The following is a 17,458-nucleotide window of genomic DNA, read 5'->3' as shown; positions in this document are numbered from 1 at the left end:
GCGTTGCCGACCAGCCCCTTCGACTGCCCGATGGGCCGACCCATCTCCCGGGTGGCGATCTCCGCGAGTTCGTCGACGTGCTCCTCGAAGGCCCGCGCGACCTCCCGGAGGACGCGCCCGCGGTCGATGGGATCCATCGCGGCCCACTCCACTTGAGCCCGTCTGGCCGACTCGAGCGCGGCGTCGACGCCCGCCTCGCCCGCGTCGGCGACGGAGGCGATCGCCTCCCCAGTGGAGGGATCCTCGACAGTGAACGTACTCGCCCCGTCCCGATACTCGCCGTCGACGTACATCCCGCGGTGTTCGACTCCCTGCTGTGACATAGGGTATTGTTATCAGATATCCTATTAGGCTTTGCGTCTGGCCGGGGACGGTCGTGTGTAGTTAGGCGTCAGCGTAAGACTCGATGGAGGACCGCCGAACGGCTGATAATCACCCACAGTATCAACGAATCACGACCCACAACTCACGCCGAAATTACCACGCCCGTGCCATCAGCCGCATCTCGGCGGTCGTAGTCGCCGATCGCGTCTTCCGCTGACCCTCCTCTTCCCGGCAGCAATCTGGCACTGCTTGGTGTGAGCAAGATGGTCCTCAGGCGCTTCGACAATCTATGGGTGAAAACGCTCACATCATTCGGCAGGAACAGGTGAAGTCCCATATCCGGTGTGCCAGAAGTTGTCCGTACGCGGACGTCAATTACTGTGTGGATTACGTACAAGATCCCGGGAAAGGGACTCAGTATCTGGGTTGAAACTATTGATACATAATCCGGAGCTGAATTTCGTTCGATGCCTCTAGCACCGCCTTGATAATATTCTGCTTCGTCTCCTCACGCCAGATTCGTTTTGTGGGGCCTGTGACCGCGATTGCACCGTAAACATAATTATCGACGATCACGGGAGCGGCAATCCCCGCGGTACCGATCGCTGTCTCCTGGTTGCTGAGTGCGTACTCCTGGTTACGAACGTTATCGAGCGCCTCGAGGAGTTCGTCTCGGTCCGTTATCGTATGCTCAGTGCGTTCGCAAAGCCCGTGTCGCTCTATGATCTCTTCTACTCGATCCGCCGGTAAGTTCGCCAGAATTGCTTTCCCACTGGCGGTACAGTGAAGGAACTGCTTATCACCCAAGAAATTGCGTGTCTCGATGCCGTACTCCCCGATGCTTCGATGGAGATAAAACGCAAAGCCGAACTCCTCGGCGACTAGCAACACGTTTTCACCGGTTTGATCGGCGAGACGGTCCGCTATTTCCAGCCCCGAGCTACTGATCTGAGTCGAGGCTTTTGCCCCAGAGCCGAGATGGAACGCGTTGAGGCCCAATTTGTATTGGCTGTCCTCTTTCGTGACGTATTCTAGCTCGTACAGCGTCGAGAGGTGGTCATACGCTGTACTCGTGGGGATATCAAACCGGTCCGCAACTGCTGACACACCAGCTCCGTTTTCCGATCGCACGAATCCGAGTATACTGAATGCCAATTTGACCGAATCGACGACCATATTCGCCTCCACGACCACTGAAGTGTTAAATTTACCCAAATTCGTCCCGTATTCCGTATCCGGTAATACCGCAAATAAATATAGTGAAATTTACAATTACGGGATTATATTTGTAATAGTATTTTAAATGGTGGCAGATATGGAGAGTGTTTCCACTAATAGCGGAAACGGTGCTACGAGACAACGAGTACAGCAGTCTCTCTGCGTAACTCCTCCTGCAAGACCGATCGACCAGAAGCGGGTGTTACTCGTCGCTCAGACGAGGGACGTCGTGTCTAGATCTCGAATATCGTCGTACCCGGCGAGTCCGAGCACGCTATCTAGTTCAGCGATTACATTGTGTAGAACCTCGTAAACACCGCGTTCGCCGGCGAGGGTGAGACCATAAATGTATGGCCGTCCGAGGAAGACGGCATCTGCACCCAGGGCGAGCGCCTTGAAAATATCACCGCCGCTCCGGATCCCGCTGTCGAAGAGAATAGGAATATCGCCGTCAACTACATCAACGATAGACGGCAGCGCAGATACAGCGCTTACGGCCCCGTCGATCTGTCGACCGCCGTGATTTGAAACCACGATTCCATCAGCACCGTATTCCAGCGCCCGCTTCGCATCATCAGGGTGACAAATACCTTTCACGATTATCGGAAGCTCGGTCCGCTCTTTGAGGAACACGAGGTCTTCCCACGTCACGGACCGATCCCGCCCAACAGTGTGTTCCTCGTCCCTCCCCGGCGCGGCTACAGGGTCGGACTCGAGATTGGCGAACCGAAACTCTGCTTGTTTCGCCTCCCCCTCCGGTTGGCGGATGACTTCAGGCATCCACCGGGACACCTGAAAGTCGACAGTAAGTACGATAGCGCTGTAACCCGCCCGTTCGGCTCGATTCAGCAAACTCTCGGTGACGTCCCAGTCCGCCGTCCAGTACAGTTGAAAGAACGTAGGGACGTCAGGACTTGCATCGGCGACCGCCTCGATCGAATACGACGACGGCGTACTCAACGTGAACGGGACGTCCAAGGAACCTGCCGCTCGCACACTCGCCAGTTCTCCTTGGTCGTCGTACATCGATTGCTGGCCGATCGGTGCGAGTACAACGGGAGCAGGGAGGGAGATGCCGAAAATCTCGCATTCGAGGGTCCGGTCGGCAACGTCTCGGAATACCCGTGGACGGATGCCCCAGTCATCGAAGGCCTCCTCGTTCGCAGCCTTCGTTTTCCCGGACCCCGCGCCGCCCGCCACGAACGCACAGGCCTCGGCGGGGAGACTCTCCAGTGCCGTCGACTCCAGCACCGAAAATTCGAACGGAACGACAGCTCCCTGCGTTCGTATTTCCCGCTCACGTCGCTCGATGAAAGATTCTGTCTCTGTCACACTCTGGTATCTCTCCTCACGAAAAACAAGGTTGCCCAAAAGTATTAAATAACTCAACTCTATGCTTCTCTGTATGGTACAGTATACCGTTACCGACGCAGATGCTCATTATCTGGAGGACTTAGGCGAACTGGCCACGTATCTCGATGACGACGACCCTTGGAAAGAGCGTTTCAAGTCGACCACGACCGGGGAGGCGACCGAGGCATCGGGGAGCGCTCCGGTGAGTCTCTATCCCTCGAGTACTGGCAGTCGGAACGTGTTCGGTCGGATTCAGCGGCCGGAAGTTACCTATCCCGAGGAGATGGGGCCCGAAGACATCCCGCCGATTATGGACCACCTCGGTCTGGACAACTGCGTTGTTCTCTCACAGAAGGTCCTCACGTTCGGTCGGATTCGAGGCGATGACGAGCGGATGAACAAACTCTCGAAGACCTACACCGAGTATATGCTCGACAAAGTGGTCGATCCTTCCGAGGGAATCTACACGATGATTCCGGCGCCGTTTCAAGACCCCGAGTACACTGTCGAACTCGTCGACGAGTACGCAGACGAGGACGGAATCGTGGGCCTGTGTATGATAACCGCCGGCCCGGAGCCTCCGCTTGGCAATCGACGCTACGAGCCGATCTACGACATCTGTGAGAAAAAGGGACTTCCCGTTAACTTCCACACCGGCGGCGCCGGTCTCGAAGAGTTCCACATCAAGGGGTACGAGGAGTTCATCGAGACGCACACGCTCGGGTTCCTGTTCAACAATATGGCGCAGGTCGTGAGCCTCGTTGTCCAAGGGATACCGGAGAAATACCCCAATCTGGACATTATGTTTCAGGAATCAGGGATTTTCTGGATACCGAATATTATGCATCGTCTCGACGCGGAGTACCTCAAACGACCCTCTGAAGCGCCCGTTCTCGAGAAGTTGCCGAGTGAGTACATGAAGGAGTTCTACTACGGTATCCAACCGTTGGAAGTTCCGGAGAACGAGGAGCATCTGGAACACGTCATCGAGATGATCGGCGGTGCTGATCGCCTGATGTACGCCTCCGATTATCCCCACTGGGATTACGATCGGCCAAGCGTCATCACCGATCGCGAGTTCCTGAGTGAAGCCGAAAAGGCCCGGATTCTCAGCGGAACGGCAGAGGAGGTGATGGAGATATGAGCCGGGTCCACGTTGGGAGCACCGACGAGATACAGCCCGGAGAACGCGAGATTGTGGTGGCAAACGGGACGTCTATCGGCCTGTTCAACGTCGACGGTGACTACTATGCGCTCGAAAACGAGTGTAAACATCAGGGGGGCCCCGCCTGTACCGGACGGTTCGGCGGCAAGATCGTAGCGGAACCCAGCGAGCCGGGAGAGCGAACAACGAAGCGGATTTCCGATGAGATGACTGTCACCTGCCCATGGCACGGCTGGGAGTACGAAATCGAGACCGGCGAGCACATCGGGAAGAACGATATCGAACTCGAACAGTACGAGGTCGAAGTCGAGGACGGCGAACTATACGTCACCATCTGATCCTGACCCCGGTGTCCGCAGAGTCACGGTATTCGTTTTCCCCGCTCGGTCTCAACAGTGTCCCAATAGTTATTCGTACTCCCGTAGAGCAACCTCACGATGGACTCAGAAACTCCAGAAATTCAATCGATCGGAATCTACGATACGTTCGATCACCCGTTCCCACCCGCTCAACTGAGAGATACTCTCGATCCTCGGATCGACCCGGCGGTGACAGTAGTGGACGAATCGACGCTCGACGGCTGCGACGCGGTTGTCACACTCGGCCACGACGACACATTTATTGAGACCGTACAGTGGGTCCATGAGATCCGGTCGGGGTATGACGACTATCCACTCGCCGAATACGATGCGGCTGGCGTCCTGCTCACGAACAGTACGGGACTCCCCACGGATATGGTTGCAGAAACGACGATCGGGTATCTCTTATCACTTGCCCGAGGTCTGCACTCATACCACGGGCAACAGGAGGATCAAGTCTGGGAACGGATCCCGTGGAAACGACCGTTCACCATCGGCTCTTCGTCCGCTTGCGTCGTCGGGATGGGACAGATCGGAAGCGGGATAGCTACGCGAGCGGCCGCACTCGGGATGGACGTCACCGGCGTCGATATCCGGCCCGTGAACGCACACGGCGTCGACCGCGTGTACGACGTTCGCCGGCTTCAGGAGGCGCTCACAGACGTTCGATTCGTCGTGCTGTCGATGCCGCTTACCGAGGAGACCCGTGGCCTCGTCGGCGAATCGGAGTTCGAGGCGATGCGCGACGATGCGTTCCTGATCAATGCGAGCCGCGGCGAGATTGTCGATCAGCGCGCCCTAGAGGTCGCCCTCGAGACTGACGAGATCGCGGGGGCCGCACTCGACGTCTTCGAGGAGGAACCGCTTCCAGCGGACTCGCCGCTCTGGGAGATGGAGGAAGTGATCGTTACGCCGCATATGGCGGGACAGGCGAATCACTTCCACGAGCTCGTCGCTGACCTCGTAGAGACGAACGTCTCTCGGCTGTCCAGTGGCGAAGAACCGTGGAATCGGGTCGTGTGAGTTCTCAAAAAGAGGGGATCCGTTACTGCTCGCTCGGGTCAAAGACGGGCAGGCGACCGGCGATCCAGCCGCGGAACCCAAGCACGACGACCAAGGCCGCTGCGACAACGCGGACGACCGTGCTCGGAACGAAACCGATCACAGGGAAGAGAACGAAGAACACGGCGCGCTGTGGCAGTGAGTACGCCGTCGCGCCGTTTGATCCAGTGAGGCTGAATACCAGTCCGAGCATCCCGATCCCGACCAGACCGGCCTCGATGATGACGTCGGGAAACGCCCACGTGAGCAGTGCGGGATTCGCAACGAAGAGATACGGGATCGCGAACGCAGGCCCTCCCAGAACGAGCGTCGCCTTCACCGACTGGAGGAAGTCGGCTTCGGCGATCTCCGATGCGACAGCGACGGCGACGGCAACGGGCGGGGTGATAGCCGAGAGCAGCGCGAAGTAGAACACGAATAGATGGGCCGTCAGATCCGGAAGCCCGACTTGGATGAGTGCGGGCGCCAGCACTGCCGCCACAAGAATGTAGGCCGCCGGCGTCGGCATTCCGAGCCCGAACAGGAGGCTGACACCCATCGCAATCAGGAGTATGACGACGAACGATCCTCCGCCAGCGATCAGGGTTGACGTGGCGATTCGAAGGCCGAGACCGCTGTATCCCAGAACCGTGACGATCATCCCGAGCGCGGCGAGTAAGCCGACGAAGGGCGCCAGTCGTATTGCGCCGAGTCGGAGCCCCTCGATGGTGTCCCGGACGAGATCCGTCGCCATTTCCCTGTCGGGCTCCCCGGGGTTTAACGGGCTGATATCGTAGAGTATCCGGAGAAGCAGGAACGTACCGATCGTATACCCACCGGACAGCATAATCGGCAGCCGTAGGACGATCAGACAGTACATTAGTACAATGAGTGGGAGCAGATACTGAAGCCCTTCGGCTGCGAATCGCTTCCGATTGTGAGTCAGACCCTTCATGAGGTCTTCCTCGTCGACTTCGGGGCTCCACCCCGAAGAGATCACGAGAATGTGTACACTGACGGCGACGAGACCGTAAAACAGGAGAGCCGGAATAGTCGCGCTGACGATGACATCGGCGTACGGAATACCGATGAAGTCAGCGATGAGGAACGCCGCGAGACCCATAATCGGCGGGAGGATCTGACCGCCGCTACTCGCCATCGACTCGATCGCGGCGGCGTAACGCGGCGGGATATTGTACTCCTTCATCAGGGGGATCGTGAACGAGCCGGTGAGGGCGACGTTGACCGCCGCGCCACCGGTCAGCATTCCGACGACCATACTCGAAATGACCGACGATTGTGCGATCCCACTCCGCGAGAGCGTCGCGACGCGCAACCCCAGTCGACGAATGAAATTGAAACCGCCGTGGGCCTCGACAAATCCCGCGAAGAGAATGAAAATCGCGACCCACGTCGCCGCGATCTGGAGGAGGCTCCCGTAGACACCGCTCAAAACGATTGTTTCACGGGCGATCAACTCGGAGATACTTAACCCACGGTGTTGGAGCATCCCCGGCAGTGATTCGCCGACGACCCCGTACAGCAGAGCGAGAATGACGGCGCCGCTGAGTGCCCTCCCGAACGACCGGTAGGTGATGTCGAGCACCAGAATCATAACGGTCGCACCGACGACGAGATCGGAATTGTTGTACACTAACAGTCGCGAGTTGTCGAGCCAGTTGTAGTAGTTCAGGTGAACGTAGCCGGCGGCGACAGTGCCGGCGATCCCGGCGACGGCGAACCAAGCGATGGCGACCTGATCACGACGAGTGAGGGTGTCGGCGCCCTCGCGGCGTTCGTAGGCCTGATGGAAGTAATAGATGAGAATGCAGGCACCGAGAACGAGATTTGCCTGCATTCGTCGCGGAATCGCCGTGCCGTAGAACGTGTACCAAACAATGAGTCCAGACAGCAGGACACCGGCGAGTCCTGAAATCGATGAGAACGGCTTCCGACCGCTTTCGCGGACGTGCTGTACCACTTGCGTGAGAGATATTTGTGTCATAGGGATCGGTACCTATCTGTCGGTAACGGGGGTACCAGCTGCCAAGGCGGGAAGCGGTTCAGACGTCGGCTTCCTGGAAATCGTCGCTCCACAGGTCGTTGTCTCGAAGGAATTCCGCCGCGCCCGGGTGGAATGGAATCCGCGGATCGACCAGTCGTGTATACCACTCCTCGTCAGTCCACGGCCCGAAGCCCGCGTGGATGTCAGGCAGGCCGTCGCGGTTCGAGAAGATGGTGTCGAGGAAGGTGTAGACGACCTCCGAGGAGGTGGCGGCCGAACTGATCATCGAGTAGTTAACCGACGGCATGAACGTGTCGGGCGACATCACGAACTCGTCGACCCCGTCCCAGAAGTCGTTCGCCTGCATCACTCCGGTAACGTTATCCATATCTCGAATCTGCTGGATGTTCTCCTCCTTCCAGCCGAGTAACCGGGTCGAGCTTCGCGACGCCACCTCCTGAGCGAACGACGGCATCGCGCCGTTCGTGTTCATAATGATTGAGGCCTTGACGTTACCCGCCGCGAGGGCCGGAGCCATCTCATTCGGCGCTTGATACGCGTCATTGTGGTCGTCCATCACCGCGTTGTACGCCAGATCGAGCGCGGGCTGGAACGACGCCGCCTGCGGACCGCGAGCAACGGGGCTGCCGGAGAGGTCGGATACGTACTCGAAGTCGTCGCTGGTTTTACACACCAGTGCGGCTCGAAGATACTGGTGGGAAATCAGCTGTAACGGCTGGTACTCTGCGTCGACGTTGACCGGGTCCTCGCCGTTGTACGCTGCCCAGAGGACAGACGTAACTCCGCGAGAGAGGTCGGCCTCCCCGCGCATCACCTCGACGATGTTCTGTATCGAACCACTCCCGGCCGAGGCGCTCCCGGAGTACTCCGTCTCTTGGGAGAACAGCGACATCATCCCGTTCCCCATCGCGTTGCCGAGTGTGCCCGGTGGTGATGTCAACATCGTCACCCGGTTGGACGAACTGCCCGACGTCGTCGTCGTGTCCGAACTCCCGTCGGAACCGCCGCCTCCGTCCGAGCCATCCGAGTCTCCACCGGACTGATTATTCCCGCTGGATCCCGACGAACAGCCCGCGAGGAAGACAGAACCGAGTCCTGCGGACGCCATCAGAAGTTGACGACGGTTGGAATGGTACGCTGTCCTCTGTTGCCGGGTGTTCTTATTACCCATGTTACGCCGTAACGATAATGAATAATATAATTCTTTGGGAGGTAGGAGGATCAATTTAGGGTTTTGTGGCGGGAGAAGCCACACCACGGCTGCGGGCAAAGCTGAGTATTCAGATCCTCCCCTACCGTACCATAATTTTGGGACGCTGTGCATATTAATGTACATCCGAAAACGATCTCTTCGACAGTACCCTTGACCAGACCGAGTGATAGCAGCGTTTGCAACTGATTGCCATCCGACCGCACGCCGTCGTGCGGTCGAATGTGTAAAGACTTGCAAACGCTACTATAGATTCAGAGAACAAGAAGCGACAGCGCGACTACTGATAAAGCTCGATATGGAGCTCTTCCCCACATAATTATCAATTTCAAATATTGTTTCTATTTTCTAAATTTTTGGTGTTACTGGAGCTCGAACCATCGCTCACAGCTAGGCCCACAAAGACGATCCACAGACCGAGGACGGTCGAAGACAACCCACGCTGTAGTCGATTAGACGGTGACTCTACTCAATGACGGGCGATCTGGGCTCTACGCTACTACGACCCGGAACGAATGGGTCACACCAGACAAAGACCGGGGCGAGGGGAAATATAGGAGCGTTTGCAACCAATTTCGCATCCGATCGCACGACAGCGCACGGCCGAGTGAGCGAAGACCTGCAAACGCTACCATAATCTCCTCGTTCACTCGTTCTTCCGCGAACGCAGGAAGAAAACGACGTTGACAGCATCCACAGAACGCTTTGCGTTCCGGTGTACGAGCGAGGCGTACTGCGTCTCGTTAACGCCGCGTTTCTCGTCGATCGTGTAACGCCACTAAATAACGCATAGCATGGGGATAGATCTCGATTGTGCCACTGGGAGACACGGGATACAACAGCTGCTCTCTAAAAGTATAGTTTTCAAGATGATACAGTAGATATATCAGATCTATAATTTGTTCACAACGACAACGTAGACACCGACAACTGAGGCTCACTGTGTCTCTGTAGCTATAGTAGCGTTTGCAACTGATCGCTCTTCGATCGCACGACAGCGCACGATCGAGTGTGTGGGTGAAGACGTCAAACCCCACTCTAGCACGACTATACCGCACCTGAAAAAATGCTGCCGGACGGATGAGAGGAGTCAGAACTGCGCCGCGGGCGGGCGCACGGCGGCGGGAGGGCGCAAGTGCACAAGGCCGGGACGCGAGGGCAGACGCCCAGCCGGAGACAGGGGCGACTCTTTGGGACGGCAACCGGAAAATCGATCGTTGACGACTGAGCGCGCGGACGCCGCCGGCCGATACCGCCGAGTGGTGCGCTTGTGTCTCCGGTGGCGTCCACAGCGGTCAGTAGGCAAAATTGAAGGCCCCCAACTCCGGTGGTTGGGGTATGAGTATTAACGGCGACGACGGGGCATTCGAGACGAGCCTGTGGCAGTCCGCCGAGGGGTTGCGCGGCCCCGTCGAGTCCGCGGAGTACAAACACATCGTTCTCGGTCTCCTCTTTCAGAAGTATATGTCCGACGCGTTCCAAAAGCGCCGCGAGGAACTGCGCGGGCTGACGCACGAGGAGGACTCGATGTACTACTGCGGAGACGACGACGACGAGCGCCAGTTCATCCTCGAAGACAAGGACGCATACCACGGTGAGAACGTCTTCTACGTCCCCGAGGAGGCTCGCTGGGAGTACCTCATCGACAACGCGACCGATCCCGACATCGGGGCGCAGATCGACGACGCGATGCGGGCCATCGAGGAGGCGAACCCCGACCGCCTCGACGGGATGCTGCCGAAGCGGTATTCGCGCATCCCCCAGGACACGCTGGAGGGGTTGCTCAACGAATTCGCGGAACTGGACCTCGGCAACGGGAGAGAGACCCAAGACGAGGACGTCTTCGGGCGCGTCTACGAGTACTTCATCAAGGAGTTCGCCCGGCAGGAGGGACACCGCGGCGGGGAGTTCTACACGCCGAAGCACGTCGTCGAGCTACTGGTCGAGATCTTAGAGCCCTTCGAGGGGCGCATCTTCGATCCGTTCTGCGGCTCCGGCGGGATGTTCGTGCAGAGCCACAAGTTCCTCGAGCGGAAGGGCGGCGACGAGAGCCGGGTGTCAATATACGGACAGGAGGTCAACGACGCCACGTGGCGCATCTGTCAGATGAACCTCTACCTGCGGGGCATCGACGGGAACATCCAACTCGGCGACAGCATCCGGAACGATCAGTTCCCCAACCTCCGGGCGGACAAGATCATCACGAACCCGCCGTTCAACATGAGCGAGTGGGGGAAAGAGACCGTCTCCGATGGCGACTCCCGGTTCGAGTACGGGATGCCGCCGTCGAATAACGCGAACTTCGCCTTCATCCAGCACATGATCGCCCACCTCGACGACGACGGGATGGCCGGCACGGTGATGGCGAACGGGTCGATGTCCGTGCAGGGAACCGAGGGCGAGATCCGAAAGGAGATCGTCGACGCCGACCTCCTCGACGCCGTCATCGCGCTCCCGGGCGAACTGTTCTACACCACCTCGATTCCGGTCTGTCTGTGGATCATCAGCAAAGGGAAGGGCTCGGATCAGTACCGCGACCGAACGGACGAGACGCTGTTCGTCAACGCGAAGGACCTCTACGAATCGATCGACCGGACGCAGAACCGTCTGACCGAGGAGCATATCCAAACGATCGCGGACACCGTCCGAGCGTATCGGGGTGAGGACGGCGTCGGCAGCTACGAGGACGAAACGGGGTTCTGCAAGAGAGCGACGATCGAGGAGATCGCCGAGAACGACTATATGGTGACGCCCGGGCGGTACGTGGGCATCGACCGCGACACGACCAGCGAGGTCCCCTACGAAGTGAAGATGGAGGAGCTGTCGGCGGAGCTCCGCGAGCAGTTCCAGCGGTCGAACGCCCTGCAGGAGGACATCGAGACGAACCTCGAGGAGTTGGGCTTCTGATGCCGCAGAAAAAGCTCGACACCATCGTCGAGGAGGCGAAAGCGGCCGAGGTGAGCGAGGAGTACGGTCCCGGAAACGAACGCTGGGAGATGCGCCCGCTCTCGGAGCTGATGGAGCCGGTCCTCGGAAAGACCCCGAAGCGAAGCGAGGACGAATACTGGGGCGGTGACATCCAGTGGGCCAGCGCGAAGGACATCTCGCAGTCCGAAACGCGCCACGTCTACGACACCGCGGAGAACATGACCGAAGCCGGGCGAGACGCCAGCAACGCCAAAATCCTGCCCGCCGGAACGGTCGTCGTGGTTGCCAGAGGCTCAGTAGGGGAGGTCATACAGCTCGGCGAGCCAATGGCGTTCAACCAGAGTTGTTACGCTTTGGACACAGGTGAAGAACTGCTGGATGATTATCTCTACTACGCGTGGCAGTACGTGTTCGGACAAGTCCAAGCCGTGTCGTACGGTACCGTGTTCGACACAATCACGATGAAATCGTTTGCGGATATTGAGATTCCAGTCCCACCAGTGGATATTCAGCGTTCTATTGCAGGGGCCCTAACTACTCTTGATGATAAGATAGAGTCGAATTTAAGCGCAAAATCACTCCTAACTGAATTATCTACTCTACTCTTCAAATCGTGGTTTATAGATCACACTATATACGACTCATCCAAGCAGAGTGAACTGGGGCAAGTTCCCGAATCATTTCGTATCGAGGCGATAGAAAATATCTGTCGAACAGTCCAAAACGGAGGTACTCCAAAAAGAAGTAATGACAATTACTGGGGTAGTGATATTAACTGGGTCAAAACCGGAGAGTTAGGGAATTATAATATTGTCGCTACCGAGGAGAAAATCTCCAAAGAGGGTTTGAATGAGTCGAGTTGCCAAGTGAGCCCAATTAATACTGTTCTCGTCGGTCTATATGGTGAGGCCGTCGGAAAGGTTGGTATATTGAAAACGGAAGCAGCATATAACCAAGCCTGCTGTGCCTTGATCGCGAAAGATGAAATCGGTTACCCGTTCTTATATGAGGCTCTACAAAACCTTCAGCCGCAACTCAAGAATCTAGCAGTTGGGTCTGCACAACAGAATATCAATCAAGGAATCGTAAGAGAACAGTTGGTCGGGGTCCCCCCAGAAAAAGATCGCGAGGTGTTCAATAAGATTGCAACCAACTTATCCGAATTAGCCACATCATATCAAAAAGAGAGTATAGATATCCACGAGATCCGTGATATACTACTACCAAAACTTCTAAGCGGAAAGATATTATTAAATGGATGAGGATCCTCTCAAATACGAACGATGGCTCTCGATGAACTGGAATTAGCCGAGAGACCAGCGATAGAGGTATTTCAGAATCTCGGATACAATTATTTATCAGCCTCTGATCTGAGTTCTGCGCGAGCGTCCACGGGTGACGTCGTTCTCAGGGACCGTCTGAGAGACCAAATCAAGACAATCAATCCGGAGATACCAAAGCAAGCCCGCGAGGAGGCGGTTCGTCGGCTGACGAGCACCCAGTCCCCGAATCTGCTGGAGGACAATCAACGACTGCATCAGCAGGTGGTCAACGGGGTTCAAGTCGAATACGAACGGGACGGCGAGCAAGTCGGCCGCTTCGTCCGGCCGGTCGATTTCGAGACCCCCGAGAACAACGACTGGCTCGTCACCACGCAGTTCACCGTGCAGGTCGGGGACAATCCCCGCCGGAAGCCGGACATGGTCGTGTTCCTCAACGGCCTCCCGATCGGCGTGCTCGAATTCAAGAGCCTGACCGAGCCGGAGGCGACCCTAGAGAGCGCGTACGACCAAGTCAACAGTCGCTACCGAGACGACATCACCCCGCTGTTCCGCTATAACGAGGTGATCGGGCTCTCGGATCTGCACGAGGCCCGGATCGGCTGTCTCGACGCGGGCTGGCAGTGGTACCGCCCCTGGCGATACGTCGAGAGGGAGGGCGACGAGCGGGATGACCTGCCCGAGCAGGAGGTCCTCCTCAGGGGCGTCTTCGAGAAGGAGCGCCTCTTAGACCTCATTCAGAACTGTATCGTCTTCAGCGAGGTGGACGGCCGGCCGGTGAAGATGCTGGCGGGGTACCACCAGTTCTACGGCGTCCGCGCGGCCGTCGAGAGCGCGCGGGAGACGCAAGGGGACGACTTGGGCCGCATCGGGGTCTACTGGCACACCCAGGGCTCCGGGAAGTCGCTCTCGATGGTCTACTTCGTGCGGAAGATCCGCCGGAGCGACGACTTCGGGAACCCGACGTTCGTCGTCGTCACGGACCGCAACGAGCTTGACGAACAGATCGCCCACACCTTCGGCGACGCCGGGTACGACGTGAGCTGGGCCGACACCATCGCGGACCTGCGGGAGCGACTCGACCGGCGGGCCGGCGGGCTGATATTCACCACGATACAGAAGTTCCAGACCCGAGCGGACGAACGCGTGCATCCGGTCGTCAACGAGCGCGAGGACGTGATCGTCATGGCCGACGAGGCGCACCGTTCTCAGACCAAGGAGTTGGGTGAGAATCTGCGGGACGCACTCCCGAACGCCTCCTTCATCGGCTTCACCGCGACGCCGATACACGACGGCGACAACGCGACCCGGGCGACGTTCGGCGAGTACGTCAGCCAGTACACGATCGACCGGTCCGAGGAAGACGGGTCGACCGTCCCGATCTACTACGAGTCCCGGTTCGCGAAACTCCAGCTCGACGAGGGGGCGATCAGCGAGTCGGTGCGGGAGCTCCTCGACTCCGGCGACGAGGAACTGGAGAACGAACTCGTCGAGAAGTGGACGAACCTCCGGCGCGTCATCGAGACCGCCGACGACCGCCTCGAAAAGATCGCCGCGGACATCGTCGGCCACTACAACGACCGCGAGATCGAGGGGAAGGCGATGGTCGTCTCCATCAGCCGGAAGGCCGCGGTCAAATACAAGCGCTACATCGAACAACAGCCTGATGCCCCGGAAGTCGGCGTCGTCATCTCCGAGCCCGAAGAGCACATCGACGACCCCGCGAGCGAGGGGGAGCTCAAACGCCGGTTCAAGGACCCCGACGACCCGCTGAAGATCATCGTCGTCTGCGACAAGTGGACGACCGGCTTCGACTGCCCCCCGCTGCACACCCTCTACGTCGACCGGCCGATGAAGAACCACAATCTGCTCCAGGCCATCGGGCGGGTGAACCGAGTCTACAAGGACAAACCGGGGGGACTCGTGGTGGACTACATCGGCATCGCAGAGGACCTGCGGCGGGCCCTCGATAAGTACACCTCCGATATCCAAGAGATGGCGATGGTCGACGTCGAGACCGCCGTCGAGGTGATGAAACGGAAGCACTACAGGGTCTCTCGGTACCTATCGGGCGTCGATTACGACGGGTGGGAGGAACTCGGTGAACTCGAACTCTCCCGATTGATCCACCGCGCCGAGAGCGAGGTGATCGCCACCGAGGAGAAGAAGGCGGAGTTCATGCGGGCCGTAGCGGAACTCAAGCGCGCCTTCGCGCTGGTGACGCCGCACACCGCAGCCAGCGAGATCCGCTCTGATCTGCTCTTCTTCGAGGCGGTCAGAGACAGCCTTCGGACCGTCGAGAGCGACGGCTCCACCGGGAACGACGACGTGGACTCGGCGATGAAGACGCTGATCGCGGAGGGCGTCACCGCCGACGACGTCGTGTCCGTCGCCGGCTTCGAGAAGTGGAAGTCCGAGGAGCCGATCGTGAGCGAGGAGTTCCTCTCGGACGTCGAGCGCGTCGAGCAGCCGGAGCTCCAGGTGAAAATGCTGGAGAAGCTCCTCCGGAACGAGATCTCGACGCGGAAACAGCAGAACCTCGCGAGGTACGAGTCCTTCGGAAAAGAGCTGGAGGAGACGCTCATAGAGTACAACAATCAGTTTCTGACGACCGCGGAGGTGATCGAAGAGCTACGGGAGTACGCGGCGGAGCTACAGCGGGAGGACCGCCGGAAGGAGCGGTTAGGGCTCTCCGCGGACGAGCTGGCGTTTTACGACGCGATCGCGACGAACACGGAGACGGAGATCGACGACGAACTCCTCCAAGCGATTGCCCGAGAGGTGTGTGAGATGCTCAGAGAGAACGTGAATATCGATTGGACGAACCGGAAGGCGATGCGGTCGAAGCTGAAGACGAGAGTGAAGGGACTGCTTCGGAAAAACGGGCTCTCGCACAGCGACTACCAACCCCTCGTAGAGCCGATCGTCCACCAAGCCGAGGCGCTGTACGGGGACGTCTCCGCCGGAGTTCACACGTAGCCTGATCCCGAGCGAAAAGCGGCCCGAGAGAAGGCGACGTCATCAGTAAGGACTCGGCTAGGAGGGGAGAAGTGGGCTGGGGCAGATTCGAACTGCCGACCTGCTCCGTGTGAAGGAGCCGTCATAACCGGACTAGACCACCAGCCCTTCACCCACCTCTTTCGCGTGCGGTTCCTTAAACGGATTGGATTCGCGTTTCGGCTCGGAGACGGCGTTCGGTGACCGAGTCGGGGACGCGCCCGCGACACGCTACCCCCGCGGAGCGCCGCCCCGTCCCCGGATGCGGGAGCAAAGCCGCAGTCGGAGCGTTCGCGCCCCCGTGGGCCGTACCACGCGAACGCGACCGGGAGCGGGGGCGACTTCCCCCGAACCGCCGGGGTCAGTACGACGGCGATTCCTCGGGGACGCCGTCGCGGGCGTTGACGAGCCGTCCGAGGACGAACAGCGCGTCCGAGAGCCGATTGAGATACCGGATCGCCGCCGCGTTCACCGGCTGATCGGCCGCGAGGTCGACGGCGCGGCGCTCCGCTCGGCGGACGACCGCCCGCGCGTGATGCAGCGTCGCGCCCGCCTCGCTCCCGCCGGGGAGGATGAACGACGTCAGCGGGTCGAGTTCGGCGTCGGCCTCGTCGATGGCCGCTTCGAGTTCCTCGACGTGCGCGTCGGTCACCACGGGGTCACCCTCGTCGGGGTCGGGGTTCGCGAAGTCTGCCTGCACGACGTGGAGGTGGTTCTGCACCCGCTTGAGGGTCTCGTCGACGTCGTCGTAGCCGGTCGGACGGGCGGTGCCGACGAGCGCGTTCGCCTCGTCGACGGACCCGTAGGCCTCGATCCGCGGGCTCGTCTTCGAGACGCGGGACATGTCGCGCAGGTCGGTCATCCCCTCGTCGCCGCGGCCGGTGTAGATCTTCATCGGTCCGTCGCCGACGCGGACGCGGGCGCGAGCGTGCGCTCGACGTACTGTCGGATGTTCTCGCTCTCGTTCATCGTGACGCCGCGCTCGTCGTCGACGAGCACGGGCACCGCGCGCTGGCCGCTCACCCGCTTGACCTCGTTTCGCTCGGAGTGCAGCGCGTCGACCCAGACCGTCTCGTAGTCGATGTCGTGCTCCCGGAGGGCGTCGTGGATCGCCTCGCAGTACGGACATCCATCGAGCGCGTACAGCGTGATGCTCATACGTCGTCTTGCGGTCGCCGGGACAATAGAAGTTTGCTCGTGGGCGGAGTTGCTCGTGGGCGGGGTGGGAGTTGGTGATGCGCGTGAGTGAGGTGGTCGGAGTGGTCCGCCCGCCCGCGACCCCCCGAGTGAAGTGGGCGCGCCGCGTACGGTGACAGTATGAGCGTGACGGGTGTCTGTCAGGTGTGCGAAACGCGCGAGGCCGAGTACGTCTGCCACCGGTGCGGCGCGGCCGTCTGCTCGGTGCACTTCGATCAGGACGAGGGCCTCTGCGTCCACTGCGCCGATCCGGACGGCAACTCAGACGTGTTCGCCGAGGGCGACGACGTCCCGGAGTTCCGGTGAGCCGACGCACGACTCGTGAGCCTGACGCGCGCCTCGAGGGGTCGACGCGCCGTG

14 protein-coding genes and 1 tRNA gene are annotated in these 17,458 nt (G+C 59.3%); 7 read left to right on the top strand and 8 right to left on the bottom strand.

The genetic code is table 11. The annotated features are described in order from the left end of the window. The 3 genes from ACT3HL_RS13095 to ACT3HL_RS13085 all read right to left on the bottom strand — a co-directional run. Window positions 1-323: aldehyde dehydrogenase family protein (locus ACT3HL_RS13095; protein WP_445087281.1), on the bottom strand; the 323-nt coding region annotated here is incomplete at its 3' end. Window positions 324-756: 433 nt separating this feature from the next. Further along, complete coding sequence (locus ACT3HL_RS13090; protein WP_445087280.1) at window positions 757-1,500, bottom strand: IclR family transcriptional regulator domain-containing protein; 744 nt, start codon at window positions 1,498-1,500, stop codon at window positions 757-759. Between the two features lie 255 nt (window positions 1,501-1,755). Then, window positions 1,756-2,874 (bottom strand): alpha-hydroxy-acid oxidizing protein, encoded by a 1,119-nt coding sequence (locus tag ACT3HL_RS13085; protein ID WP_445087279.1) that lies wholly within the window; start codon window positions 2,872-2,874, stop codon window positions 1,756-1,758. Between the two features lie 73 nt (window positions 2,875-2,947). Here ACT3HL_RS13085 and ACT3HL_RS13080 point away from each other — a divergent pair, with 73 nt between their 5' ends. From ACT3HL_RS13080 to ACT3HL_RS13070, 3 genes are all read left to right on the top strand, one after another. Next, window positions 2,948-4,039 (top strand): amidohydrolase family protein, encoded by a 1,092-nt coding sequence (locus tag ACT3HL_RS13080; RefSeq protein WP_445087278.1) that lies wholly within the window; start codon window positions 2,948-2,950, stop codon window positions 4,037-4,039. After that, the gene (locus ACT3HL_RS13075; protein ID WP_445087277.1) at window positions 4,036-4,398 is read left to right on the top strand and encodes a Rieske 2Fe-2S domain-containing protein; all 363 of its coding nucleotides are present in this window, start codon (window positions 4,036-4,038) and stop codon (window positions 4,396-4,398) included. Before ACT3HL_RS13080 ends, ACT3HL_RS13075 begins: the two co-directional genes overlap by 4 nt. 210 nt (window positions 4,399-4,608) lie before the next feature. After that, entirely contained in the window at window positions 4,609-5,442 is an 834-nt protein-coding gene (locus ACT3HL_RS13070; RefSeq protein WP_445087276.1) for an NAD(P)-dependent oxidoreductase, read from the top strand. A gap of 22 nt (window positions 5,443-5,464) precedes the next feature. On the opposite strand, the gene ACT3HL_RS13065 is transcribed toward ACT3HL_RS13070, so the two are convergent. Together ACT3HL_RS13065 and ACT3HL_RS13060 are read right to left on the bottom strand one after the other, a co-directional pair. Continuing rightward, window positions 5,465-7,465, bottom strand: a complete 2,001-nt coding sequence (locus ACT3HL_RS13065) for a TRAP transporter fused permease subunit (RefSeq protein WP_445087275.1) — start codon at window positions 7,463-7,465, stop codon at window positions 5,465-5,467. Between the two features lie 58 nt (window positions 7,466-7,523). Further along, window positions 7,524-8,594, bottom strand: coding sequence for a TAXI family TRAP transporter solute-binding subunit (locus ACT3HL_RS13060; protein ID WP_445087274.1), 1,071 nt, complete (start codon window positions 8,592-8,594; stop codon window positions 7,524-7,526). A gap of 1,440 nt (window positions 8,595-10,034) precedes the next feature. On the opposite strand from ACT3HL_RS13060, the gene ACT3HL_RS13055 reads away from it, so the two are divergent. The 3 genes from ACT3HL_RS13055 to ACT3HL_RS13045 are packed head-to-tail and all read left to right on the top strand — an operon-like array spanning window position 10,035 to window position 15,883. Further along, window positions 10,035-11,603 carry an N-6 DNA methylase gene (locus ACT3HL_RS13055; protein ID WP_445087273.1) on the top strand — a complete coding sequence of 523 codons (1,569 nt, stop codon included), beginning with the start codon at window positions 10,035-10,037 and terminating at the stop codon, window positions 11,601-11,603. After that, window positions 11,603-12,886 (top strand): restriction endonuclease subunit S, encoded by a 1,284-nt coding sequence (locus ACT3HL_RS13050; RefSeq protein ID WP_445087272.1) that lies wholly within the window; start codon window positions 11,603-11,605, stop codon window positions 12,884-12,886. The genes ACT3HL_RS13055 and ACT3HL_RS13050 overlap by 1 nt, the downstream gene beginning before the upstream one ends. A gap of 21 nt (window positions 12,887-12,907) precedes the next feature. Continuing rightward, complete coding sequence (locus tag ACT3HL_RS13045) at window positions 12,908-15,883, top strand: HsdR family type I site-specific deoxyribonuclease (protein WP_445087271.1); 2,976 nt, start codon at window positions 12,908-12,910, stop codon at window positions 15,881-15,883. A 72-nt stretch (window positions 15,884-15,955) separates the two neighbouring features. Here ACT3HL_RS13045 and ACT3HL_RS13040 read toward each other — a convergent pair. From ACT3HL_RS13040 to ACT3HL_RS13030, 3 genes are all read right to left on the bottom strand, one after another. Continuing rightward, window positions 15,956-16,030, bottom strand: a tRNA-Val gene (locus ACT3HL_RS13040). A 232-nt stretch (window positions 16,031-16,262) separates the two neighbouring features. Then, window positions 16,263-16,796, bottom strand: coding sequence for a cob(I)yrinic acid a,c-diamide adenosyltransferase (locus tag ACT3HL_RS13035; protein WP_445087270.1), 534 nt, complete (start codon window positions 16,794-16,796; stop codon window positions 16,263-16,265). Continuing rightward, window positions 16,793-17,059: a glutaredoxin domain-containing protein gene (locus tag ACT3HL_RS13030; protein ID WP_445087269.1), complete on the bottom strand. Its 267-nt coding sequence runs from the start codon at window positions 17,057-17,059 to the stop codon at window positions 16,793-16,795. The genes ACT3HL_RS13035 and ACT3HL_RS13030 overlap by 4 nt, the downstream gene beginning before the upstream one ends. A gap of 159 nt (window positions 17,060-17,218) precedes the next feature. On the opposite strand from ACT3HL_RS13030, the gene ACT3HL_RS13025 reads away from it, so the two are divergent. After that, on the top strand, window positions 17,219-17,404 hold the full coding sequence (locus ACT3HL_RS13025; protein ID WP_445087268.1) for a zinc finger HIT domain-containing protein: 186 nt from the start codon (window positions 17,219-17,221) through the stop codon (window positions 17,402-17,404). Window positions 17,405-17,458: the final 54 nt, after the last annotated feature.

The sequence above is a fragment of the Halobellus sp. GM3 genome (assembly GCF_052545375.1).
The sequence above is the reverse complement of the archived record's forward strand: the minus strand, read 5'-3'. Positions and strand labels throughout refer to the sequence as shown.